The sequence below is a fragment of the Streptomyces lavendulae subsp. lavendulae genome (assembly GCF_002803845.1).
Taxonomy (GTDB): Bacteria; Actinomycetota; Actinomycetes; order Streptomycetales; family Streptomycetaceae; genus Streptomyces; species Streptomyces lavendulae.
The window spans coordinates 271,983-294,794 of record NZ_CP024985.1 but is presented as its reverse complement, the minus strand read 5'-3'; the positions used below and the strand labels follow the sequence as shown (position 1 = coordinate 294,794).

Sequence of the window (22,812 nt, the reverse complement as noted above, 5' to 3'; positions counted from 1 at the left end):
GGTACGGCGAGCGATACCGCAATGGCTCACGACCTGCTCCTGGCCCTGGAGAAACCCGCACACATGCCGGGCCTGTTCCCCCACGGCCGCCCACCGCTGTGGGAGGCAGCCGCCGCGTGGACGACCGCAGTGGCCATCACCCTCGCAGAGACAGCGATCAGCGTGTCCGGGCTGTTCTGGTCGTTCGCGTACGCCTCACGCCGCGCCGCGGACCAGGTGCCCGTTCAGCTGGCGGAGAGCGGTATTCGAAGTGTGCGGTATTCCCCCGATGGCGGCACGACTCCCGGGACGACGACGGCTCAGTGAGCGCCGGAACGATCATCGGTGAAGGTCCTGTTGCCGTAGCAAGGTTAAGCGGATTCCACACGCGAAACGCTCGCGCCCGGAGGACCTGGTCGCCAGCAGCGAGGACGAGACGGACGAGGGAGCGGACGGGGAGGGTGCGGCGTCAGGCGGCGCGTACGGCGCGCCCGTGGACCTGCCGAGCAGCGAAAGGGGTACTGCTGGACCCCTGGACGAACGGGCCCCTGTACGGGCCTCCGCGGCGGGTCGGCGGGTGGTTGGCTGGATAGCGGGCCTGCTGTGCTGCACCGCACACCGCACCACCAGGAAGTAGGGAGTACTGATGAAGCACGTATCGCTGGGCGGCCTGGACGTCTCGCGCATCGGCCTGGGCGCCATGACCATGGCCGGCACCTACACCACCGGCGGAGGGCTCGACGACAGCGAGTCGATCCGCACCATCCACCGGGCACTCGACCTCGGCGTCACACACATCGACACGGCCGAGATCTATGGCCCCTTCCACAGCGAAGAAGTCGTCGGCAAGGCCATCAAGGGCCGCCGCGACCAGGTCGTCGTGGCCACCAAGTTCGGACTGGTCACCCACTCCGGCGACAGCCCGGCCCCGGGCGTCCCCGACAGTACCGCCGCCAACGTGAAGGTTGCCGTCGAGGGCTCCCTGAAGCGTCTCGGCACCGACCATATCGACCTGTACTACCAGCACCGCGTCGATCCGAACACGCCCATCGAGGAGACCGTCGGCGCACTGGCCGAGCTCGTCGCCGAGGGCAAGATCCGCCACATCGGGCTCTCCGAGGCCAGCCCTGCAACGATCCGCCGCGCCCACGTCGTGCACCCGGTCGCAGCCCTGCAGACCGAGTACTCGCTGTGGACCCGCGACGTCGAGGACGAGATCCTCCCGCTGCTGCGTGAACTCGGCATCGGCTTCGTCCCCTACTCGCCGCTCGGGCACGGTCTGCTGACCGGGCAGATCCGCTCCGTCGACGACTTCCCCGACGATGACTGGCGCAAGACCAACCCGCGGTTCACCGGCGAGAACTTCCAGCGCAACCTGGCCATCGTCGACGAGGTGCAGGCGATCGGCGCCGAGATCGGCGCCACGCCGGCGCAGACCGCGCTGGCGTGGATCCTCACCCGCGGCGACGACATCGCCCCCATCCCCGGAACCCGGCGGGTCGCCCGCGTCGAGGAGAACACCGCCGCAGACGGCATCGAGCTCACCCCGGCCCAGCTGGAGCGGCTGAACAGCCTCACCCCCGCCGCGGGCGAGCGCCACGACGAGGCGAACATGGCCGCCGTCGACCGCTGACCCCGCCGAACACCGCCACGGAGTACGTCCCCGCTGGGGTTTGTGGATCAGCCTCCGGTGGGCAACTCTTCCGGACCTCGCCCGCGAGACCCCGGGAGGGTGTCCGGTCCTTGCCGCTCAGGCTGCGGTTGTCGGGCCGGTCGATTCGGCGGCGCGGCGGTATTCGGCGTTGATGCGCTGGGCTTCTTCGAGCTGGTCCTCAAGGATGATGATGCGGCAGGCGGCATCGATGGGGGTGCCCTGGTCGACGAGTTCCCGGGCGCGGGCGGCGATGCGCAGCTGGTAGCGGGAGTAGCGGCGGTGTCCGCCGGCGGATCGGAGCGGGGTGATGAGGCGGGCCTCTCCGATGGCGCGGAGGAAGGCCTGGGTGGTGCCGAGTATCTCGGCGGCCCGGCCCATGGTGTAGGCGGGGTAGTCGTCGTCGTCGAGGCGGCCGAACGAGTCGTCTGCTGTCATTGAACCTCTCTCGTGGAACGCGTGGAGGGGCCCTGGTGCCGTACGGCACCAGGGCCCCGAAGGAACTGCTACACCATCTGTCGGCCCTGATACTGCGCCGACCCTGTGTTTCCGCCGACCCGGCCGACATGCTGCCGGGAGTGCGGGGATCGCGGTTGCTTGACCGGAGACCACCTCACCATCGATGTCCTGCGGTACCCGGGCTCAGACTTCCGCCCGGGCGATCCTGATGGCGCCCAATCCCTCCGTTCATCCCTCGGATGATCAACTGCTTACCAAGCGGGGAACTGCGAACTGCTGGGTACTGCGAACTGCGTGTACTGCATCACTCTGTACTACTGGTACCGCTCGTGGCCTGTCCGAGCGCCACGCTCCGGCAGCCAGCCCCGTCGCCCGTCCTGCATCTGCTCTGGCTTGGAACCCCACTGCCGAACCTCCCGGTGCGCGCGTCCGCAGCCGACGCCTTCACCGAGGTGCTGCTCACTGACTTCACTGCTGGGTACTGCTATCACTGCGTACATGCGGTACTGCCTTGGCGGCCCCTGATGACCGCGGGCCACCCGGTCCGGCCGTCAGTCCCGTCGCCGTCCTGCAACCGCTCTGGCTTCGAAACTCCACCACCGCACCGTCCAGCAACTGCGGGTACTGCTGTCTGGCAGTTCGTCTCTGCCAGACCCTTCTTGACTGGGCTACGAGAGAAACCATAACGACGCCACGAGCCAATGTCTACTCTGGCCGACATAGATTTTCCTGTGTGTATCCCTGAGGTAATCGGGTGCTGTCGGGTTGGGCGACGGTGGTCGGGGGCACGGCGACCGTGCAGGCAGGGCGGGACACCGATCACAGACCCGGAGCGCGCGATGACCACGATGAGCGCCGGGCGCACAGCCCTTCACTGTCTGTCCGCCGTCGACGGGGCGCGCCGGGCCACCCGGGCGTTCCTCGAAGCCCTCGGCCGACCGGCCATCTGTCGGGCGCAGGCCGACACGGTCGTTCCGGTCGTCTCCGAGGTGGTGACGAACGCCCTGCGCCACGGTGGTGGCGCCTACACCCTCCGCCTGACCGCACACCCCAGCTGCATCGAGGTCGCCGTCGAGGAACCCAGCCCGCGGATGCCGCGGATGCGGACCCCCGACCTCGTCGACGGGACGGGTGGATCCGGCTGGCACATGATCAACGACCTGGCCCTCGCCCCCGTCGTCACGCCCGGGTCCAACGGCGGCAAGAGACGGACCGCGCTTTCCTCCCCCGGTAGTGCGCCGCCGTGGCGCGGCCCTGTCGCCGCCGGCCCGTTTACGACAGCTCCCAGCGGCCATACGGGGTTTCGTATGGCGTTTCCACCGGAGAGGGAGTGATCAGCTGTGTCTGGGGAGCAGAAGGCCGAGGCGAAGGGCGAGCAGGTCAAGGGCAAGATCAAGGAGACCGCTGGCCGCCTGACAGACAACGAGCGGCTGACTGCCGAGGGCCGTGCGGAGCAGGCCGCGGGCGACGCCCGTGAGGCCAAGGAGAAGGTCAAGGACGTCTTCAAGCGCTGATCGTCATACGTCGGGGCCGGGACCACAGGAGTGGTCCCGGCCCCGACGTGTGGCCGCGCACTATCGGTGCGGGTCAGGCGGCGGCGGGCTCTGGCCGGCGCAGTTCCGCCTGGCCGAACAGGAGGGCGTAGCCGCCGGGAAGCCGACGCAGGATCCGGGCGAGGAGGTCGGGGCCGGCGAGGCGGGTGACGACGGCGAGGACGGCGCCGGTGTCCCAGCGGGCGACAGCCGGGCTCACGCCGGTGCGTGCGGCGAGGTCTTTGACGAAGCCCCAGCCGGTGAGGTGCTGGGTGTCGGGGATCTGGGCGGTCAGGGTGAGGGCGGCCTCGACGGGCAGGCACTGGGCGAGGTCGACGCGTTCGTCGCCGGTGAGCTGACGGCCGAGGGCGGCCAGGACGGTACGGACGGCTGCCTCGGCGCGTTCGCGGGTGGGGTAGGCGCCTTCGTAGCGCACGCGTTCCAGCATCTGGTCGAACGTCATGGCGGGGGTGGCCCGGTTCGGTCGAGGCTGGTCGTACATGGGTGCGGTTTCCCTTTCTCTGCGAAGGATCCGGCCTTCGGCCGGCGGAGGTCAGGGGTCTGGGGTTGTCAGGTGGGCTGGGGGTGGCCGAAGAGGAGGTCGTAGCCGTGCGGGAGCTGAAGCAGAACCTCACGGGTGAGGACGTCACCCGCGGCGGCGGCCGTGGTGGACAGGACCGCGCCGATGTCCCACAGGGCCGTCTTCTCGGTGGCGCCCTCGATCCAGGCCGCGGTCGCACGCACGAACCGCTCCGGCGAGAGCGGCTCCGCGGCCTGGAGCGGATTGAGGAGGATCAGAGCGTACGTCTCGGGGAGGCGGGCGGCGAGCTCGGCCCGCACGCTGCCCACCAGGTGTGCGCCCAGCAGGGCCAGGACGACGCGGGCCACGCGGTCGGCGTCTTCCGCGGTCTCGTACTCGCCGCGTTCCTGGACGTGAGCCAGGAACGACTCCCTGCGCATCGACATCACATCACCTCCAGAAAGGGGTGAAGGGGTCCGAGAGGGGTGCGGAGGGCGGGGTGCCTGCCGGTGGGGGAATCGGCTCTTCCCGCCCTCCGCGGCCGGCTGATGCGGGGGTTCAGCCGGAGATCTGCTTGCGGCCCGACTCGCCGCCGATGCTGATCTTCCGCGGCTTGGCGCGCTCGGCGATCGGGATCCGCAGGGTCAGGACACCCGCGTCGTAGTCGGCTTCGATGCGCTCGGTGTCGAGGGTGTCGGCCAGCATGATCTGGCGGGAGAAGACACCGAGGGGCCGCTCGGAGAGTTCCATCTGCACGCCGTCGGACTTCTCCGCGGGCCTGCGCTCGGCCTTCACCGTCAGCATGTTCCGCTCGACGTCGATGTCGATCGCCTCGGTGCTCACGCCGGGGAGGTCGAAGGCGATCACGTATACGTCGCCCTGGCGGTAGGCGTCCATCGGCATCACGGACGGCTTCGACCACGTGCCCGACGCACCCGAGAGCTGCTGAACGATCCGGTCCATCTCGCGGAACGGGTCAGTGCGCATCAACATTGCGAAACACCTCCAGTTGGTTCAGGCAGAAACTGCCAATGCGCTTCAACGTGCTCCTGTTGTAACATGTCATCGAAACGATGACAAGCATGGAGTCATCTGGAGGATGACAGAGTCACGGAGAGTGCAATGGACGAGGCCGCCGAGCCCACCACACCAGTCCCCTTCCTCGCTGCCGCCGCGGCACTGGAGGCCATCAACCAGGCCGTCAAGGACGCGCAGCGACCCTCCGCGGGAACCCCGACGGCCGAAGCGGCGGACTCCGGCCCGCACCCGGCCCTGGCCGCACTGCTGACGCTGCGCGAAGTCCGTGAGCAGCTCGCGGGCTGGGAGAGCGGCCTGATCGAAACCGCCCGGAGCGAAGGTGCCAGTTGGGCCGAGCTCGCCGGCCCCCTCGGAGTCGCCAGCCGCCAGGCCGCCGAACGCCGCTACCTCCGCCTGCGCCCCGGCACCCCCGGCTCCACCGGCGAAGAACGTGTCCAGGCCACCCGCGACACCCGCGCCGCCGACCGCACCGTCACCGCCTGGGCCCGCGACAACGCCGCCGACCTCCGCCGCCTCGCCGGCCAGATCACCTCCCTCACCAACCTCCCCACCAGCGCCCAAGACGCCGTCAGCGACCTGAACCAGGCCCTCGCCGACAACGACGCAGCCCGCCTCCTCCGGCCCCTGGCCGACACCCGGCCCTACCTGCGCCCCGAGGACTCGGCCCTCGCCGATCACCTCGACGCCCTGGCGTGCCATGCCGACCGGCTCCGCCAGGACAGCCACGACCAGCGCAGCGGCTGACACTTTCCGGACGACAAGGTCAGCGCAGCCGGTGCCCGGGGCACAGTGCCTCCGGGGGCGGGCATCGCAGGTCAGGGTGGTCCTCGGAGGCATCGTCTTCTGCGGGTGCACGGAACGAGACGTGACCTGGCTCAGTCGTATAAGCGTCAGGGGGCCGGAGCGCGCACCTTGCCGGACGGCACGCTCCGGCACCTCGTCCCGCAGTCCGTTCGGACCAGTCGCAATGGCGGGCACCGGTTGTCGGGGTGACGGTGGCGGGAGCGCCGGCGGCTTGCCGGCGCTCCCGCCGTACCCCCGCCCGAGGAGCCATGCCATGTCCGAGCGCCATACCGTCCTGCGGAGCCTTCACGACGTCGGCCTTGCCGCATGGTTCGGCGGATCCTTGATGGGCGCGGTCGGCCTCAACGGCGCCGCGAAGAGAGAGGGGGCTGACTGGCAGCAGGGTGCCAGGATCGCGAGCGCGGGCTGGTCCCTGTGGGCCCCTGTGGGTGCGGTCGCGATCGGTGCGCACCTCGTCGGCTCCGGCGGCCTGCTCGGCGCGAACGCCGCGCGCGTCCTCACCCAGCAGGGCGTCGCCGCCTCCACCCTGGCCAAGACCGCGCTCACCGGGGCCGCGCTGGCCGCCACCGTGTACGGCCGCGTCCTCGGCAAGAAGATCGAGCTCGCGTCGTCCGGGACCCCGCAGGACGCGGAGAAGGCCGAACGGCTCCCCGCCGACATCAGGCAGGCCGAGCGCCACCTGTCCTACGTACAGTGGGCCGTACCCGCTCTGACATGCGGGCTGATCGTCCTCAATGCCCTCCACGCAGAGCAGCAGCGCCCCGCCCAGCAGCTCTACGGAGTGCTGCGCCGGGCTCGCACCCTGGCTCCTTACGTGATGAGCATCCACCACTGGTACCGAACCCACTGAGCCCTGCCGACAGCCGCACGGACACCAGCTGCGTACGAACGAGGCGGGACGGCATGCCGTCGACGTTGCGAGGGGGCATATATGCACCCATCCCAGATGAGCAGACCGTTGCGTGCCCCGCGGCCCTCGCCGGCACGAAGGGATGCAACCTACCCGTCGCCACTAGGCGATCGCTCCCGTACATGGTCCTGGTACAGAGCCCTCGATTCGAGCCCGACGCCGTGGTCCTGGGCGCACACGGTCCTTTCCGCGGTGCGTGCCGGCGCGGGCCAGACGGTCTTCGACTGGCTGGTGGAGATCCTCCACCGACAAGTGCCCGGAGCTCTGATACTGCGCTGATCCCTTCGCGCCGAGGGGACCCACGGTCGAGGCACGGGTTGCACTGCTCGGCACGAGCGTGTGGGCCGGCTTGCGCGCGGGGCCGCCCACCAGGCCGATTCTGAGCATCGGCGAAAGGCGTGCACTGCGCGGAAGGCAATGAGTACTGCCTCGGACGTGCAGCGGCGGCCCGGTCGACGGCGTCGCGGAGCGGCACGAGGACGCCGTCCGCGTGGGACACATCAGCGGGGGCTGTACGGCTCCTCAGGCCCGGACGGCCGGGTGATCCCCGCGGCGTGGTCACACGCCGCGGGGATCACCGTCACGGTCCGAGTGCGGTCATCAGCCCGGGCACTTCAGGCCGGTCCGGGCGGACTTCACCGCGCTGTCCAGCATCTGGGCCTGCGGCTTCAGCTTGGCGGCGGCTTCGGTGCCGGTAGCGTCGCCCGGCAGGTCGTCCCAGGTCTTCTTCAGCCCGTCTGCCGCGGACTTCACGGCCTCCTTCTGCGCCGCACTCCATGTCGCCGTGGACTTCGAGACTGTGTCCCAGCCGTCCTTGACGCTGTTGTACGCGTTCTTGGCCTGGTCCTTCGTCGACGACGGGCTCAGTCCGGACAGTGCCGTCGCGTCCGAACGGAGTTTGTTCAGGTCGGTGCACAACTGCGCAGCCGCCGCACTCGGGTTGGGGCTCGGATCGGCCGCGAAGGCAGCGGAAGCTCCGCCGACGGACAGGACCAGCGCTGCGGCCGCGCTCACGGCAGTACTCGGAATGGGCCTCATGGGTTTCCCCTCGTCCGGGATTCCTCGGGTCGTCCCCGCCCCTGACATCCCCGAGCTTCCGGCTAACCACGCTGACACAGCCTGCCGGACCCCGCAATCCGCGGCGGCCACGGCCCGGCAGTGCACTGTCAGCCGGTCTTGTCGCCTCGGGTGTGTGCCGGTTCGCCGGCTGACCTGGCAGCGGCCGCCGAGCGGCAGTTGCGGTAGGGCCTGGTCTTCGACGGTGGTCCGGTCGTCTCCGACCTCAAGGAGCTCCCGTTCTGGTTCCAGGCGTCGCGGTGCCGTGCGGCCGCCCGCGCCTGCGGCACCCTGCCCCGGTCGAACGACACGGTGGGCGGCCTTCGTCCCGGACCGTGGAGGGGTGGGCCGGCACGGGCCAGCTGGTGGTTGACCTGTTCTTTCGCTTGAAGTGGGCGGCGCGCCTGGCCGCGAGGTCGTCGTGGTACTGGTTCTTGCCGTTCGCCCAGGTGGGGCGGGACGCGGTGGTGCAGTGGCGCCGCCGCTACGGCGACTTCCCCGCCCCCGTAGGTGGGAGTGACGTGCACCCGGAGTTCGACCGGGCTGCTGTCCTGGCGTGGTCGTCGCCCTGACGGGCGCCGGGTCCGGCGGGGTGTGGGTGCGCACGGGGCGGGTGGCCTGCACGTGACCCTGGCGTGGCTTGCCGGTCTGCGGGGTGCGGCCTCACCGCAGCCGACAGGCGGCGTCATCCGCCACGCAGTGCCGTACTCGGTGCCGGGTGAGGCCCGAGTCTGCCGGTGTCAGGCGTACGGCGGTCTCGTGCGGGTCGGGTGGTGCGCCGAGCACGGCGACGCAGCCGGTCCGGTGGTGGAGTGGCACCCCGGCGGCGGCCTGCGCTGCGCGGCACTGACCGGGAAGGCCCGTTCGGGCGGCGCGGCCGTGTCGGTGTCGGGCACCCTGCCGGCATGACTGGTGAGCGGAATCCTGACCGCCCCGGGCTCCTCGGCGGAGTGAGCAGTCGGCACCACGGGCCGACGGGACGCCCCGCGGTGGGAGGGGCTGGCGCACCGGGCCGTCGCGTCCACGGCGGACGGCTACCACTACCGCATCACCGTCGATGGCCTGGTGGTCGGAACTGATCCGCGGCGTGCTCGGCGAGGGTGCCTGACGGCATCGCGCCCCGCCGCCGCGTGGTGCCGTCACTGCTGCTGGCGGCGCACTGTGTCGCCCCAGTAGCCGCCGACCTCCCGGTGGTAGGCGGCGTCATCGAGGTGCTCGTCCCTGACGAAGTCCGGGGCGTCCTTGATCTGTTCCTTGGTCCGGTCGACGTAGACCTTTTCCCCGGTGGTGTCGACACGGGTGATCGTGCCGGCGGGCAGGAGCACTTCCCTGCCGAAGATCCAGGGGCCGGTGTCGACGACGATCCAGGAGGCGTCGGTCTCGTACGAGTGCTTGTCGACCTTGCCGATGGTGCCGTCGAGGGCCTCCACCTTGTAGTCGGTGAGGTCCCTGTCCTCGAAGTGGGCGACGGTCAGGTGGTAGGCCCAGATGTTGTCGTTCACGGGCGCGGGTTCCCTTCTCGGTGGTGGGTCAGTATGCGGACGCCCAGGCCGAGCAGGCCGGCCGCGACGGCCGGCAGGGCGGGGCGGGGGAGGCCGGCCGTGCGGGTGCAGGGGCCGGGTTTCGGCCGCGCCGCGTGCGGGGCGACGGCGGCGGGCCCGCTGACGGCCGGATCGGACGGCCGGGGCAACGCGGACAGGAGTCGGCGCAGTTGCCGCGGGATTGTGCCGGATCCGGACGGGTAGCGTGGGCGGCTTGCGCCCGGGGGGTGGGTCACCATGCGGCTCGCTTGCCCCGGATCGGCGGATCGACACACGCCGGTTCCCGGCGGTTTGCGAGCGGCGGACGCGCCTGCCGCCGGTCCGTCCACGGGTGGCAGGGGGGCGGCCAGCGGGACGGCGAGGCAGGTGAGCAGCCCGGCGATCTCGTGGTCGGCTTCCGCCGGGTCGTCGGAAGCGGGCTCCGGGGTCGATGACGCAGCGGTTGCGCCGGCCGTCGCGGGTGCGACCCAGTGAATGCAGGCTCGAACGAGCCGGTCGCATCGAAGATGCGCCGGCCCCGCTCGTCCAGGGCGAGCGCGGTCCGGTACTCGGGCCGCCGTGTGCGATTGGAGTACGACGAGTACGCGGCGGCGGGCCGGTTGCGGGTGCCGGTGGAGGCTTGGCAGCGGGCGGTGGCTCGGGTCCGACCCCGGTACCGACCTGGGTCCGGGCCCGTGGTTGCGGGCGGTGATGGAGACCTGTGTCCCCGAGCGGGTGCGTGCGGCGCTGCCAGGTGTGATCGGTGCCGGGGTGGCGGAGGACCGGCTCGGAGGCCCCTGGGGTGCCGCTGCCGATCCTCCGGCCGAGGGCGACCGCTGTGGCGGCTGGCCACCTGGTCGGCGCCGGCCTGCTGCTCTGCCTCGGCGGCGACGCCGAGTTCCTTGGCGCCCACCCGGACCAGGTGGCCGTCGCCCGACGCGCGGGTCGCTGCTCCCAGCTCACCGCCCTCGAACCGGTCGCCCCGGGCGGTGACCGGGTGTTCCTGACGGAGGTGGCGCGGATGGCCAGGGTGGGCCGGGCCGCGGTCGTGAACTGGTACCGCCGAAACGACGACTTCCCCGCCCCGGTGGCTGGCACGGACGCCCGCCGTACGGGCCGGAGGTCAGTACTCCGCAACAAGCCGATCCCGGCCCGGTGACGAATCACATCCGGCCATCGCCCCGGCCGGATCCCGGGCGCTACGGTCTGCGCGACGGCGGAACCCGCAGAGGGAGAAAACCATGAGAGCGGTACGGGAGCAGGCGGCCATGGCCGTCCTCGCGGTGTGCGGGATGCTGGTGCTGAGCGCCTGTCAGAATGGCGACGACCAGGCCGCCGCACCGGACGCGAAGCCCAATGCGGCCGCACCGGCGGCGCCCACCGCCACCACCGCCGTGCCGGCCCCCTCGAAGACCGGCACGGCGCCCAAGCCCTCGGCGACCACCACCCCGGCGGGGAAGAATGTCCCCGCCCCGGCCCCGCCCTCCGCCCCGCCCTCCGCGCCAGCCTGCGGCGCCGACCACAGGATGCCGGTCTCGCCCGACACGATCGCTGTGCACCGCTACACGCCCGAGGGCGGCATGACCAGCCTCATCGTCCAGCACGGCACGTACCGCTGCCCCGGGCGCTTCGAAGCGTCGGGCGCGTGGACGTACATCCCGATCTCGGAGAAGGCCAAGATCACCGCGACGGCGCCGATCCTCCCCTCGGAGGTTATGGGCAAGCCCATCTCCACCAGCGAGCTGACCTCCTGGCTGGACACCCACCCGGACAAGGGCCTCCCCTTTCGCTACCACCTGAACGCGGAAGGGGTCATCGACACCCTCGACGAGATCTACGTGAAGTAGCCCGCTGCCGCCGCCGCCTATGAGATGGAGTCGACCCACTCCACGTGGTCGATGAACGGGTTGCGGTTGTGCTGGTAGGTGTGGTGGAGGCCCAGACGTACTCGCGGTTCCAGTCGTCAACCCCGCTGCGGTTGGAGGCTCGTGGCCTGAATGACAGCGGGGTTCGTCGCATCCGGGGTGCAGGCTGGGGTCCGGCCGCGGCTACCGGCCGTGATGGGGCGGTCGGCGGCACCACGCGGGCGTGCGGCACCTGCCGCCCGCCGAGCACACCGGGTGTCTCACTTCGAGCGCGCTGATCAGCTCGCGACTGCGCACATCGACGCTGCGGACTTGCCTGTGCACGGTCGAGGGGGGCGGTCCCGTCCGGGAGGTGCTCGACGTGGAACCTGCCGGGGGCGCCGCCGCCTTCCCGTGCGAGGCGAGGAAGTGCGGCGTCATGCCGCGCGTGAGGCGGGCGCCTTACCGTCCAGCCTCCCGGGTCGGCGCCGGCCCGGCAGGAGGGCTCCGGGCGGACTGCCCGAGGCCGTCGCCGGGTGCTGCGCGAGCGTAGACGGCTGGCGACGCCCGGGAGTTCATCCGGCCTATCCGCCCATGTGGTGGATGATGTCTCCGATCTTGCCCGCGGTGTCCCAGTCGTCGTCAGACTCCACGATCGGGATCGGGATGGGAAACACCCCTACGAGCCGGGCCTGGCCGTTGCTGTTGGCGCGGCCGGTCGCCTGGATCACCGAGACCTCGGCCATGATGAACGCTTCCAGCGGGGACAGCAGCTCATCGGTCATCAGGACGCCGACCGCAGCCCACTCCAGCGCCTCAAGGACAACGTCGGTGTTCCAGGAGATCGCCTCGACAGCGGCTTTGTTGAGGTGGATGTGGTAGCGGAGGTTGAAGAGGCCGTCCGTGTCGCAGTAGACCTGCGGGATGTCCGAGTCCAGGATCTGCTGCCTGAACGCGGCCAGGGCCTCGCCGGTCAGTTGCTGCTGCGCCGCTTCCTTCTCCCACTTGGGCCGGAACTCCTTCAGCAGGTCGTCCGCGGACCGCCTCGGCCTGGCCCGTGCCTGCAGCGCCCGCCGCGAAGCGCTGGACCTCTTCCCCCTCATGCCGCTCGACTCTCAGCTGAGGTGCGCCAAGTGCCAGGACCACGCCCACCGCCGCGACACCCGCCACAGGCCCCCTCCGCAGCACCGTCGTCACCGACATGCAGATGCTGATGAAGCGCTGCGCCAAGGGCGGCCACCGGTGAGCGCCCCGCTTGATCGTGTGACTGCTCCGTGTCCGGGCCGTTGATGTAGGCATGGGGCGGGGTGATCCGAGTGATGCCGAGTGGGAACGGCCGAGGCCGTTCCTGTCGGTCAGCAACCGGCGTTGTGGCCGGTGGCGTGATCACCGGCAGGTGATCGACGGGATTCTGCACCGGGTCCGAACCGGTGTGCAGTGGCGTGACCTGCTGCCAGAGCGGTTCGGTCCGTGGATGGCGGTCTACGAACGGCACCGGCTGTGGTCAGCGGACGGCAAATGGGAGCGTCGACTCCAGCAGGTCCAGGCCGCGGCCGACGCCGCAGGTGAGATCGACTGGGACATCTCGGTCCGCGCGCATCAGCATGCGGCCGGCGCCCGCACCGCCCCGCCGCCGGCCCCCGCCTCAAGGGGGGACGAAGCCCGTCACAGAGCGCCTGCACTTCTACGCCGCCCGATACACCCCAGCCGGCCGAACCGGTAGCGGCGGCGGGCTTGAGGAGGACGGCGAGGACATCGACATACTCGAACGGCCCTTCACCGACGCCCTCGCCATGATCCGCGACGGACGCATCGCCGACGGCAAGACCATCATGCTCCTGCAACGGACGGCCCTGCACGGGCCCTTCGCCGCCACGGCCGGCGCCCACTGACAACCGCGGCCCCGGCCCTGCTCCGGGCACCCGGTCCGGCTCGGAGCACATGCTGACGTCCTGGTCGTCGGTGATCTTCGTGACGGCTTTGGGGAGCTTGGCGCCGTCGGGCCCGGCGAAGGCCTTGATGGCCTGACCGGCGTGTTCGCGTCCTCAGCGTCGTAGATGTCCTGAACCACCTTCTTCGCCGCGGGCCGGGCCGACTTCGGCATCGCGTCCAGGACATCGGCCGTCTCATGAAGCCAGCACCTCTGCTCACGGGTGTCGGAGAAGACCTCACGCGGAGCCTCCAGGAAGCCCAGCGCGCCGCCGCCGACCGCAGGTACGGGCGCCCGCATGCCCCGTCTCGCCAGTCCCGCAGCAGCCCGGCCCACGACTCCAAGCGGGCTGACGGTGGCGAAGGGCGGCCACTCATCGACCAGGTTCCGCCGGCCGAGGCGGCTTCCCGGGCGGGGCGAGGGAGGAGGGAGCGGACGTGGGCTTCTCCTGACGGGTGCGTAGACGAGCCGACGAGCCTTGCGGGCCAGAAGCTACCCATGCTTGTCAGAGCATGCAATACGGCTGCGAAAATTTTCTGAAACTACGTCATTCACCAGCTGCAAGCCGACAGTTGGTTCGAGACTGCTCGCACTGCGGCAGGTGCGGTCGCTCCGCCCCGGCCGGCCCGGAGGAGCAGATGCCATCCGGGTGATTCCAGCCGCTGACCTGTAGGTACGGCGGTCGCCGAGGCCGACGCCATCGGGTCCGGGGCCGTCGAGGCGACGCGCGCCGACCGGGATGCCCGGCCGGCGCGCGGGCGAGGCCGACGCGATCGGCCTCGACACAACCATTGACATCACTCACCAAGAGGCAACACAGTTCAACTTCTTCCAACATGCCGTTCGATGAAAGATGAAAGGAGTCACCTCCGTTCCGCCGCGGAGTCCGTCGCGGTCGCTGTTCCCTCTCCCGCGCCCCTTCGCACAGGCAACCCGAGGGCCGTGAGGAACCCCCTCGATGCCGGTGATGCTCGTCGTCTCGATCCTTCCGGCCCCGCGATGGCGGACGCGAAGCAGCTGCGGCAGAACGCGAGCGCCCGCGTCCACGGCTCAGGTGACCTCGTCCGGCCAGAGGCACCCCGGCCGCGCCTCGGCATGGAAGCGATCGGAGGCGGTCGCACCGCACTCACGCTGACAGGGGTCCGGAGGCGCCCCGCCGCCCGGTCGGGTGACTTCCGGGACGACGTGATCGGCAGCATGCGCGGAAGCGCGTGGTCCGGACCGCCGACAACCGCCGGGACCGCTCTGTCCCGGCACGTTCCACGCCGCCACGGACGGGCGGTCGACACTGCCCGCCCCCGAACGAAACACCCCCCACTGGAGAGGACCAATCACACATGCGTCGACTCGCCTGTGTACTGTCCGCCGTGCTCGCAACAGCCGGCACCGCGATCGCCATCCCCAGCACTCCCGCGATGGCGGGGCCGTCGGCAGGGCCCTACGTGTTCGAGATCGAGAACATGTCGCTGACCAATTTCGCGACAGAGACCGTCAACCACACGTGGAACGGCACGTCGGTCGACAACGTCACCTACGCCCGGGGCGCCTCAGGGCAGACGAGCACCGCGAGAACAACCTTCAATGGCGCCGACGGAGACTACGACCTCATCACACGCTACAACGGCAATGTGGCGAACGGAGTGACCTACAAGCTCTCCGTGAACGCCAACCCCGTGGATTCCTGGGCCACGTCCCAGCGGTACGGCCGTGACTACACCGACCCGATGAGCATCGACACGCGTACGTCGAGCAAAGTGGCGCTCAAGGCCGGTGACACCATCGAGCTGACGGCCACGTCCACCGGCGAGGTGCCGCGCGTCGACAGGATCACGGTCCAGAGATACGTGGGGGCGCCCACCAGCACCCTGACCCTGAATTCCCCGAACGCGACACTGAACGACGGCTTCACATGGGGCAAGGACCGGGCCCTGGGCATGACGTTCTACCCGGGAAACCCGATGATGGGGCACGAACCCGAGTGGTGGCGCCTCAAGAATTCCACGCACACGACCGTGCAGCCCGGCTACTGGGGCGCTTACACCAACCGGGAGTCCTACTACAACCGCGACATCTCCCACCAGTCGGACGGCGCGCACGCGCTCGGCCTGGACGCCGAGACGTTCAACATGGTGAAGACGTTCGCCGCCGATGCCGCCGCTCCGGGTCAGAACGGCTGGCCGCTGTGGGCGCACAGCCCCTACGGAGCCATGTACTACATCGATGGCACCGGATTCCGCGAACTGCCGTCGCCGTTCAACCTGATGGCCAAGGCTTACAAGCAGTACCAGTGGACCGGGAACTCGGACTGGATCAACGATCCGACGCTTTCGGCGTACTACGATTCGACGATGGGGTCCTTCCTGGACGGCCACGAGGTGAAGTGGAACGACGCCAACCCGGCCGGCGAGCAGCCGGTTTCGAAGAAGCAGCCGGGGGAGTACACGGCGACCTACTTCGAGTTCCCGAACGAGAACCTCGTCTCCGCGGGCGATTCACTCGGGTACCAGTACCAGTCGATGCTGGCCTACTCGGAGATCCTGAAGACGAAGGGTGACGACGCCAACAGCACGAAGTGGGCCGAACGTGCGCAGCGGGTGCGTGACCAGTTCGAGAAGAATTGGTGGGACGCCTCGAACAACCGCTACATACGCGGCAAGGACGCCGCCGGCACGGGGTACAGCAGTTGGGGGCACGAGGCCAGCTTCCTGATGATGCTGACCGGGCTGGGCGACCACGGCCCCAGGACCGAGAGCTACCTCGACTTCATCGCCGCCAACGATGACGATCTCAACGTCGAGGCGACCTCCTACCTGCCGGAGATGTACTACCAGTACAACCGGTCCGCGGAGGGCTGGGCGTGGCTCAAGAAGCTCATGACCGGCAAGAACACCTACCCGGAGATCTCGTTCCTGGCGGTCAGCAGCGTCATCGACGGCATGATGGGAGTGCAGCCGGACGCCCCGAAGGACAAGGTGGCCACCATCTCGCGGCTGACGTCCGAGACGCCGTGGGCGGAGATCGACCACATCAAGGTCGGTGACAACGACCTGAAGCTCAAGCACACCGGTACGACCGGTTCCACGCTGACCAACAACTCCGGTGGCACCGTCAACTGGGAAGCCCAGTTCTACGGAACCCCCGCCAGCATCACCGTGAACGGCACCGCGTACACGCCGCAGACCAAGTCGCTGTACGGCAAGACCGTGTCCTACGTGACCGTGCCGGTGGCCGGGGGTGCGACGGTGACCGCGACCGCCGGGACCTCGGAAGTCGACACCGAGGCCCCCACGGCGCCGGCCGACCTCGCATCGAGCAACGTGACGTCGAACAGCGTGGACCTGAAGTGGACGGCCTCGACCGACAACGTCGGCGTGACCGGCTACAACATCTACCGCGGCACCACGCTCGCCGGCTCGTCGACGGGTACGAGCTTCACCGCGACGGGGCTGTCGGCCTCGACGCCCTACACCTTCACGGTGAAGGCGGTCGACGCTGCCGGGAACTCCTCCGGGGCCGGAAGCGCCGTTGACGTCACCACCGCCACGAGCGGAAACGGACAGACGGCCGATCTGAGCGATCTCACCTGGAGCGACGCGCGAAGCGACTTCGGTACCGTTCAGAAGGACAAGAGCGTCGACTCGCACCCCATCAAGCTGAACGGCACCGCGTACGCGAAGGGCATTGGCACGCACGCGAACAGCACGATCACCTACTCCCTGAACGGTGGCTACTCGCGGTTCCGGTCGGACATCGGTGTCGATGACGAGGTCGGGGCGAACGCGACGGTCAAGTTCGAGGTGTGGGGTGATGGAGTCAAACTGTACGAGAGCCCGTCGGTGATGACGCCGTCGAGCGCTACGCAGTCCGTCGACGTCAGCGTTGCCGGTGTGAAGTCGCTGGTGCTGAAGATGACGGACGCGGGTGACGGCATCAACAGCGACCACGCCGACTGGGCCGGCGCCAAGCTGGTGCGGTAGCACCGACCCCCGGCCCACGGGAACCCTCCAGGTGACCGTCGGCTCGGGGCCAGGGTACGAGCAACTCCGCAGTCGGGCGCGGGTCCCGCCCTGGGCCGTGCTTCGAACGTGGCCGGATGCCCTTGCCCCCCGTCGTGGTGATCTCGGCGTGGGGTGAGGGCGTCTTCTTTTGGACACGAGCGGATGGAATCGGATGGCTGGATCCCGTTCGGCCCGCAATGGTTCCCGTGGCGGTACTCCGAGCGGCCCATCGCCCATCACCCGGCGGTGGCCCGCCAGCGGCCACCCCGCTTCGGTGTCCGGTCCGTCAGTCAACGACACACGTCAACCAAAGATCCGATGATCTGAAGGAAACGGCCCAGCGCGACGGAGTGCTGGATGTTGGATCATCACATATTGCGGCGCGCAGGAATGAACGGAGCACGCAGAAACCGTTGGCCAGTTCGGGGGCGCTGCTATCAATTGTCCAGCGCTCGAAACCGAGTTGGGGATTCTTCCGCATCCATTGGCGAGTCCCACGCCCACAGCAAGAACGGATCCATCCCATGGCAATCGCCATCCGCAAGACGCTCGCCCTCGCGACCCTGGCCTTGACCGCCTCCTTCCTGCCGACGTCCGGCGCGGAAGCCACCAGTGCCATGGCACCTTCCCTGCGCGCACCCGGCATCTACTGCCTGGCCAACACGTGGGACACCCCGAAGATCTCCACGAAGCCGTGCGACACCGCCGACCGCGGCCAGCACTGGACCGTCTCGGGCCACCAGATTTCCCTCCGCAACGCACCGGCCTACTGCCTCGCGAACACGTGGAACACCGCCGACGTCTCCACGAAGCCGTGCGACCCCAAGGACCAGGGGCAGTACTGGAACGTCTCGGGCCAGCAGATCACCCTCACCTACGCACCGGCCTACTGCTTCGCCAACACGTGGAACACCCCGAACCTGTCGACCAAGCCCTGCGACACCGCCGACCGCGGCCAGCGTTGGGTGATCTTCAACGACGAGATCAGCCTCGCCGCCGTCTGATCACACCACTGAGGCGACCGCAGCGAGGGTTCCCGCTGCGCAGTGGCTGGGAGCCGCGGCCTGCTCGGCCCGTTCCGGTTTCCGGAACGGGCCGGAGTACGGGGCGCTGATGGAGCCGGCCGCGGCCAGGGATTCCGTGCGAGCAGCGCCGGACCGATGTCTGTGCGCCGACGACGACGGTGCGGACTCGGGCCGACGGTAGTGAGCTGCCACGCCGACCGAAGGCCAGGGCCGGCGAGGTCCGCCCCTTCGAGCTCGACAACGGCACCATGTGCCAGGCTCGCCTCGCCAAGGAAGTCTGGGACTACGAGCGCTACGCCGGGCACCGGGTCTTCTGGGAGGGAGCCGCTCTCCACACCCACCCCGTGACGAAACGGTCGCATTCCCGTCATTCTCCGCGCACGTAGGCCGCGGAGGGTGGGGGAGACCGGTACGCACGCGGCAGGTGAGGAGAACGAGATGAACAAGGGTGCGCGGCGCGCGGCCGTCACCGGGGCCGTCGGCCTGGCGGCCGGGGCCCTGTCCGCCTGGATCGCGGTCGCGGGCGACGGGGACGGGCTGAACGTGACCGAGGCCAGTCGCTTCGCCTCCGGGTACGTGCCGTACGCGGCCGTCGTACTGCTGGTCTCGGCCACGGCACCGACGGCGGTGCACGCCGTCCTGCGCGCCGTGCTCTCCCAGCTGATCATGGTCTGGGGCTACTACACGTGGGGTCCGATGATCACCTTCGAGCGCACCCCCACCCAGGCCGCGCACTACGCGCGCGAGTGGGCCACCGTCGCCGTCACCGCCGTCCCGGCGGCGGCCCTGGGCACGTACGCCCTGGCCCGCGGAGCCCGGCGGCTCGTCACGCCGCGCGCGGGCCGGGCCGGCGCGGTCAGCTAGGGAGTGTTCGGCGCCGGGTCCCCGGGCTGCCGCCTATGCGGGCGGTCGCCGGCTTCCGGCGGCGCACCCCGCGGGCGTCCCTGCTGCACGTGGAGCGATCGTGCGGCTGGACGGGCCCGGAGCGCCGTCTCGGCTGGGAGCTGATCGAGGGAGAACGCCTGGAGGTGGCGGGGGATGAACAGGCGTCCGACTGCGAGCGGGACGGGGACGGCCACACCGTCCGGGTCGAGGCGAGCGCCGTCCCGCTCCCGGAATCGGTGACGATCGCAGACGCGTGCCGTACCGGCCGTGGCCGGCCCCGACTCCTGAGAAGGCGGGGGCCCGGGCAAGCGGCCCTCGCACGGCGGCCTGCCCACCCCGCCCGCGATGGGCTGACATGGTGGGCAAGCCGGGCCGGACAGCGCGGCCCCGGGAGCGGCGGAGGATGCGGTGTGCGGTTTCGAGGCGGGCCGGACTGTCGCGCGGCGTGACGTGCACCGGTCGGGCCGGGTGCGGAGCGAACTGGCGCTGCGGGTCGTCGCGGACGCCGACGAGGCGCTGGTTACAGCCTGTACGCCCCGGGGCGCAGGCCCGCACCGCGGGGGACCGGTCGGTGCGCGCGGAGGCGTTCGACGCGGTGGCGTCCCGGCCGGTGGGACCTCGCGGCCGCCGTACCTCCACCTGCGTCCGCGGTGACGACGACGGCCATCATCAGGACCAGCGCATCCCGACCTCGGACAGGGTCCCGCTTCGCCGTTGAACGTCCCGGTGCTCTCAGGGTTCGCCGTCTTCGCCCCCGGTTTCCGGGCTGCTTTGATCGTCCTGGTGATTCCGGCGATTCTCGCGATCGGCCTCGTCGAGCTCTCGCATGCGACGCTCGACGCCTTCCTTCAGGCTCTCCTGCTCCGGAGGCTCGGGCTTGGCCCCGGGCCGCTGGATCATCTGGCGCAGGCGATCCGCGCGCTCCTTGCGTTGCTGGGCGTCCTCACTCACGACGGCCTCCCTGGCAGGCTGGCCGAGGGCCGTCGGGGAACGATCGTCCTCCTCACTTCGCCTTCTTCCCCTTGGCCTTGTCCTTGGCCTTGAAGGCCTTCGCCGCCGGGTTCGCCCCCTTCAGCCGCTCGATCTGGGCCCGCCAATCGTCGGCCCGGGCGCCGGTGGATTCCTTGACGTGGGCCGTGAGGGTACGCGCGGCCAGGAAGGACTTGGAGGAAGGGCCGCTGGCGGCCAGGCGGCTGACGGTCTTGGTCTGGGCGTCGATGGCCTCGCGGATGCTGCCGCTGCCCGACAGTTTGCCGAGTCTGCGGAACGTCGGCTTGTTGCCCTCGAACCAGGTCTGCTGCCACCACTCGCCCGTGGCCGTGTCCTCCCAGCTGAGGTATCCGCCGCGCAGGATCGTCCGGGGCGCCGTGATGTGTCCGCCGAAGCTGTAGCGCGTGCCCGGGACGGTGACGGGATCGTAGAAGTGCGGGGTGAAGAAGTCGGAGACGAGCAGCCCGTTGACGGTGTAGCCGAACTCATCGGCCTCCGAGGGGTCGGCGACCTCGACGAGGAACCGGGCCTGTCCCTGATCGGGGTGGGGAGACTTGCCGGACACCAGGCGGTTCCCGAACGGGTCGGCCAGCATTTCCAGCATCTCGTGGCTCGCGGTCAGCGACCAGCTGTCGCTGAACTCGATCAGGGAGAAGGGCTGGCCGTTCTCGTCCGTGTGGTACCCCGCCGCGTCGGGTACGTCGTCGACCACGATCAGCGGCCAGTACCCGACGGGAACGTCCTCCAGCCTGTCGAAGGCGTCCACCGTCGCGTTCACTTGCCACAGTGGTGCGAAGTCGCGAGTCGCCTGTTTCTGGAGCGCGGCGGCGACCCGGGTGATCTGTGAGGGGTTGATCTTGTTGATCTTGGTCTCGGACACGAGCGCGAGCTGGTTGATGAGCATGGTCGCGGCTGACCTTCCGTTTCGGGACAGCGGCGGCTTGGAACCACTCTGGCTCCCCACGGCCGCCAGTTTCGTCGAGCTTCACAGAGCGGCGGCCCGATGATGCGCGCACACGCCCGGACGCGGGGAGATTCCAGTCGAATGGCGGTTTACGAAAAGCGGTCCGCTCACGCAGGCGAGCCCGTACCGGGTTGCCGCCCCCGCCCGCCACACCGCCGCGGGCTGTCGCGGCCCGGGCGGGCGAATAGTCCCGGCAGGGTGATGCCGACTCGGCTGTCATCGCGGCCCCCACGGCGCGGTGTGGCGCCATTGCGGCCGTCAAAGTGCCGTCTGGCTCGGCCCACCTGCCCGGCACCCGTTCGAAAGGAGGCCGGGCAGGCGGGCCCCCAGGGCGAGACTTCATGGCAGAGCCGGCGCTCCGAACCCGTTCGCCCGCAGCGGTCCTGGCTCCTCGTACGGCCCATACCGCGCTGCGGACCGTGCCCGGACACCGGATGCTGGGTGCGACCCCTGATCTGCCCGCGAGTGACCGAGGAGGCACGGTGACACCGGCACGGATTCCACTGGATGGCGGGGGCTCTGTACTGGTGGAGACGACAGCCGGCATCGAGGGGCCGGTGAAAGCAGGCCGCATCGGGGACGCCGTGCGTGAGGTACCACAGACCTTGCAGGAAGCTCTGGAGCCGGTCACCCGGGTCGCGCAGGTGGCCCTCGACCAGCTGCGCAAGGCCCGGCCCGACCAGATCACCATCGAGTTCGGCGTGGACCTCGCCGTCGAAGCCGGCGCGGTGATCACCAAGAGCAGGGCGAACTGTCATCCGCAGGTGTCGGCGTCCTGGCAGAACGACGATGGCTAGCACCGGGAAAGGGGCGGAGGGCGGCTCGCCGTCCGACCTGCACGCAGCGGTGGCGCAGATCCTCGGCGCGGACGGGCGGGTGGCGGGTGCGGGCTTCCTGGTGGCCGAGGACGTTCCGGTCACGTGTGCGCACGTGGTTCGGGCGGCCGGATCCGGTGTGGGCGACCTTCCCTCATGTGGCCGGTGTGGACGGGCTGGAGGGACACGCAGGATCTGCCGACCGAGTTCGAGCGTGCCGGACTGCCGGGGGCGACGAGTGGAGGAATTGCTGCTGCGGTCGCCCGCAAGCTGGCGAGCGAGCCCCACCACCAGCGGGTCCTCCTGGTCATCGACCAGTTCGAAGAGCTCCTGGTGCAGGGCGGCGACGGCCGGCCGCAGGACTTCCCGGCCCTGCTCGACGACATCACCACGGCAGCCGGCGAGCACGGCCCGCTCAGCGTGATCCTGGTCATGCGCGACGACTTCCACCACCGACTGGCAGCTCTTGTTCCGAAGCTGCCGGCAGCGGCGACGCCCGGTCTGCTCAACGTGACCGGCGAGCTGACCACGGACCTCCACGACATCATCGTGGAGCCCGCCCGGGTCGTAGGACTCCACTTCCAGCCGGGTCTGCCCGAGCAGATCGTCAGCGATGTCCTGGCGAGCAGCCCCGATGGGAAGGAGACCCTCCGGGCTCCGGTCACCGTGCTGCCTCTGCTGGAGTTGACGCTCGACCAGCTGTGGCGCAGGCGGAAGGACGGTTTCCTCAGCCACGAGGCATACCGACGTATCGGAGGGGTTCTGACGAGGGGCCCGAGGCGCTTGCCGAGCCGGGATATGCCGATGTGGTCGGCTGCGGCGAAACGGCGGGCGTCGATCCGCCCGTCGAAGAGGGGATGACCGCTGCGGGCGATGCCGACCAGCGGCATCT

The 22,812-nt window shown here is 69.9% G+C and carries 23 protein-coding genes and 3 pseudogenes; 16 read left to right on the top strand and 10 right to left on the bottom strand.

Annotation, left to right across the window (positions count from 1 at the left end):
* The first annotated feature begins 625 nt into the window (after nt 1-625).
* On the top strand, nt 626-1,612 hold the full coding sequence (locus SLAV_RS01390; RefSeq protein WP_030226832.1) for an aldo/keto reductase: 987 nt from the start codon (nt 626-628) through the stop codon (nt 1,610-1,612).
* Nucleotides 1,613-1,729: 117 nt separating this feature from the next.
* On the opposite strand, the gene SLAV_RS01385 is transcribed toward SLAV_RS01390, so the two are convergent.
* Nucleotides 1,730-2,068, bottom strand: a complete 339-nt coding sequence (locus tag SLAV_RS01385; protein ID WP_100660751.1) for a MerR family transcriptional regulator — start codon at nt 2,066-2,068, stop codon at nt 1,730-1,732.
* Nucleotides 2,069-2,928: 860 nt separating this feature from the next.
* On the opposite strand from SLAV_RS01385, the gene SLAV_RS01375 reads away from it, so the two are divergent.
* Both SLAV_RS01375 and SLAV_RS01370 read left to right on the top strand, forming a co-directional pair.
* Entirely contained in the window at nt 2,929-3,423 is a 495-nt protein-coding gene (locus SLAV_RS01375; protein WP_063760252.1) for an ATP-binding protein, read from the top strand.
* A 6-nt stretch (nt 3,424-3,429) separates the two neighbouring features.
* A complete protein-coding gene (locus tag SLAV_RS01370) occupies nt 3,430-3,603 on the top strand; it encodes a CsbD family protein (RefSeq protein ID WP_078950155.1) in 174 nt (57 codons plus the stop codon).
* 73 nt (nt 3,604-3,676) lie between these two features.
* Here the strand turns inward: SLAV_RS01370 and SLAV_RS01365 are convergent, their stop codons facing one another.
* The 3 genes from SLAV_RS01365 to SLAV_RS01355 all read right to left on the bottom strand — a co-directional run bounded on the left by SLAV_RS01365 (nt 3,677) and on the right by SLAV_RS01355 (nt 5,134).
* A complete protein-coding gene (locus tag SLAV_RS01365) occupies nt 3,677-4,123 on the bottom strand; it encodes a DUF2267 domain-containing protein (protein ID WP_030226836.1) in 447 nt (148 codons plus the stop codon).
* 68 nt (nt 4,124-4,191) lie between these two features.
* Nucleotides 4,192-4,587 carry a DUF2267 domain-containing protein gene (locus SLAV_RS01360; RefSeq protein WP_030226839.1) on the bottom strand — a complete coding sequence of 132 codons (396 nt, stop codon included), beginning with the start codon at nt 4,585-4,587 and terminating at the stop codon, nt 4,192-4,194.
* Nucleotides 4,588-4,699: 112 nt separating this feature from the next.
* A complete protein-coding gene (locus SLAV_RS01355) occupies nt 4,700-5,134 on the bottom strand; it encodes an Hsp20/alpha crystallin family protein (RefSeq protein WP_030226840.1) in 435 nt (144 codons plus the stop codon).
* A 129-nt stretch (nt 5,135-5,263) separates the two neighbouring features.
* Between SLAV_RS01355 and SLAV_RS01350 the strand changes: the two genes are divergently transcribed.
* Together SLAV_RS01350 and SLAV_RS01345 are read left to right on the top strand one after the other, a co-directional pair.
* On the top strand, nt 5,264-5,923 hold the full coding sequence (locus tag SLAV_RS01350) for a hypothetical protein (RefSeq protein WP_030226843.1): 660 nt from the start codon (nt 5,264-5,266) through the stop codon (nt 5,921-5,923).
* Between the two features lie 313 nt (nt 5,924-6,236).
* Nucleotides 6,237-6,833: a hypothetical protein gene (locus SLAV_RS01345; protein ID WP_030226845.1), complete on the top strand. Its 597-nt coding sequence runs from the start codon at nt 6,237-6,239 to the stop codon at nt 6,831-6,833.
* A 660-nt stretch (nt 6,834-7,493) separates the two neighbouring features.
* Here SLAV_RS01345 and SLAV_RS01340 read toward each other — a convergent pair.
* A complete protein-coding gene (locus SLAV_RS01340) occupies nt 7,494-7,907 on the bottom strand; it encodes a hypothetical protein (RefSeq protein WP_234333458.1) in 414 nt (137 codons plus the stop codon).
* Nucleotides 7,908-8,708: 801 nt separating this feature from the next.
* On the opposite strand from SLAV_RS01340, the gene SLAV_RS40760 reads away from it, so the two are divergent.
* Complete coding sequence (locus SLAV_RS40760; protein WP_158740523.1) at nt 8,709-8,858, top strand: hypothetical protein; 150 nt, start codon at nt 8,709-8,711, stop codon at nt 8,856-8,858.
* Between the two features lie 230 nt (nt 8,859-9,088).
* On the opposite strand, the gene SLAV_RS01330 is transcribed toward SLAV_RS40760, so the two are convergent.
* Nucleotides 9,089-9,451: a hypothetical protein gene (locus SLAV_RS01330; protein ID WP_030226853.1), complete on the bottom strand. Its 363-nt coding sequence runs from the start codon at nt 9,449-9,451 to the stop codon at nt 9,089-9,091.
* 856 nt (nt 9,452-10,307) lie between these two features.
* On the opposite strand from SLAV_RS01330, the gene SLAV_RS01320 reads away from it, so the two are divergent.
* Together SLAV_RS01320 and SLAV_RS40755 are read left to right on the top strand one after the other, a co-directional pair.
* A complete protein-coding gene (locus tag SLAV_RS01320) occupies nt 10,308-10,628 on the top strand; it encodes a hypothetical protein (RefSeq protein ID WP_158740525.1) in 321 nt (106 codons plus the stop codon).
* 82 nt (nt 10,629-10,710) lie between these two features.
* Nucleotides 10,711-11,316, top strand: coding sequence for a hypothetical protein (locus SLAV_RS40755; protein ID WP_030226859.1), 606 nt, complete (start codon nt 10,711-10,713; stop codon nt 11,314-11,316).
* Between the two features lie 581 nt (nt 11,317-11,897).
* Here the strand turns inward: SLAV_RS40755 and SLAV_RS01305 are convergent.
* Nucleotides 11,898-12,416 carry a hypothetical protein gene (locus SLAV_RS01305; RefSeq protein WP_030226862.1) on the bottom strand — a complete coding sequence of 173 codons (519 nt, stop codon included), beginning with the start codon at nt 12,414-12,416 and terminating at the stop codon, nt 11,898-11,900.
* 194 nt (nt 12,417-12,610) lie between these two features.
* On the opposite strand from SLAV_RS01305, the pseudogene SLAV_RS01300 reads away from it, so the two are divergent.
* A pseudogene (locus tag SLAV_RS01300) lies at nt 12,611-12,985 on the top strand (transposase); the annotation flags it as partial.
* Nucleotides 12,978-13,205 (top strand): annotated as a pseudogene (locus tag SLAV_RS01295) (NUDIX hydrolase); the annotation flags it as partial. The pseudogenes SLAV_RS01300 and SLAV_RS01295, both read left to right, overlap by 8 nt.
* A 54-nt stretch (nt 13,206-13,259) precedes the next feature.
* Here SLAV_RS01295 and SLAV_RS01290 read toward each other — a convergent pair.
* Nucleotides 13,260-13,584, bottom strand: a pseudogene (locus SLAV_RS01290) (transposase); the annotation flags it as partial.
* Nucleotides 13,585-14,580: 996 nt separating this feature from the next.
* Between SLAV_RS01290 and SLAV_RS43035 the strand changes: the two are divergent.
* The 4 genes from SLAV_RS43035 (at nt 14,581) to SLAV_RS01270 (ending at nt 19,130) form a co-directional block, all read left to right on the top strand.
* The gene (locus tag SLAV_RS43035; RefSeq protein WP_158740527.1) at nt 14,581-17,220 is read left to right on the top strand and encodes an NPCBM/NEW2 domain-containing protein; all 2,640 of its coding nucleotides are present in this window, start codon (nt 14,581-14,583) and stop codon (nt 17,218-17,220) included.
* Between the two features lie 545 nt (nt 17,221-17,765).
* On the top strand, nt 17,766-18,245 hold the full coding sequence (locus SLAV_RS40750; RefSeq protein WP_037686436.1) for a ricin-type beta-trefoil lectin domain protein: 480 nt from the start codon (nt 17,766-17,768) through the stop codon (nt 18,243-18,245).
* Between the two features lie 179 nt (nt 18,246-18,424).
* The gene (locus tag SLAV_RS43835) at nt 18,425-18,652 is read left to right on the top strand and encodes a hypothetical protein (RefSeq protein ID WP_078950158.1); all 228 of its coding nucleotides are present in this window, start codon (nt 18,425-18,427) and stop codon (nt 18,650-18,652) included.
* A gap of 52 nt (nt 18,653-18,704) precedes the next feature.
* Nucleotides 18,705-19,130 carry a hypothetical protein gene (locus SLAV_RS01270; RefSeq protein ID WP_030226870.1) on the top strand — a complete coding sequence of 142 codons (426 nt, stop codon included), beginning with the start codon at nt 18,705-18,707 and terminating at the stop codon, nt 19,128-19,130.
* Between the two features lie 753 nt (nt 19,131-19,883).
* Here the strand turns inward: SLAV_RS01270 and SLAV_RS01265 are convergent.
* Both SLAV_RS01265 and SLAV_RS01260 read right to left on the bottom strand, forming a co-directional pair.
* The gene (locus SLAV_RS01265) at nt 19,884-20,102 is read right to left on the bottom strand and encodes a hypothetical protein (RefSeq protein ID WP_030226872.1); all 219 of its coding nucleotides are present in this window, start codon (nt 20,100-20,102) and stop codon (nt 19,884-19,886) included.
* Between the two features lie 52 nt (nt 20,103-20,154).
* Nucleotides 20,155-21,045 carry a hypothetical protein gene (locus tag SLAV_RS01260; protein WP_051840437.1) on the bottom strand — a complete coding sequence of 297 codons (891 nt, stop codon included), beginning with the start codon at nt 21,043-21,045 and terminating at the stop codon, nt 20,155-20,157.
* A gap of 587 nt (nt 21,046-21,632) precedes the next feature.
* On the opposite strand from SLAV_RS01260, the gene SLAV_RS01255 reads away from it, so the two are divergent.
* Both SLAV_RS01255 and SLAV_RS40745 read left to right on the top strand, forming a co-directional pair.
* Nucleotides 21,633-21,902, top strand: coding sequence for a CU044_2847 family protein (locus tag SLAV_RS01255; RefSeq protein ID WP_234333459.1), 270 nt, complete (start codon nt 21,633-21,635; stop codon nt 21,900-21,902).
* A gap of 183 nt (nt 21,903-22,085) precedes the next feature.
* Nucleotides 22,086-22,781 carry an nSTAND1 domain-containing NTPase gene (locus SLAV_RS40745; RefSeq protein ID WP_158740529.1) on the top strand — a complete coding sequence of 232 codons (696 nt, stop codon included), beginning with the start codon at nt 22,086-22,088 and terminating at the stop codon, nt 22,779-22,781.
* Nucleotides 22,782-22,812: the final 31 nt, after the last annotated feature.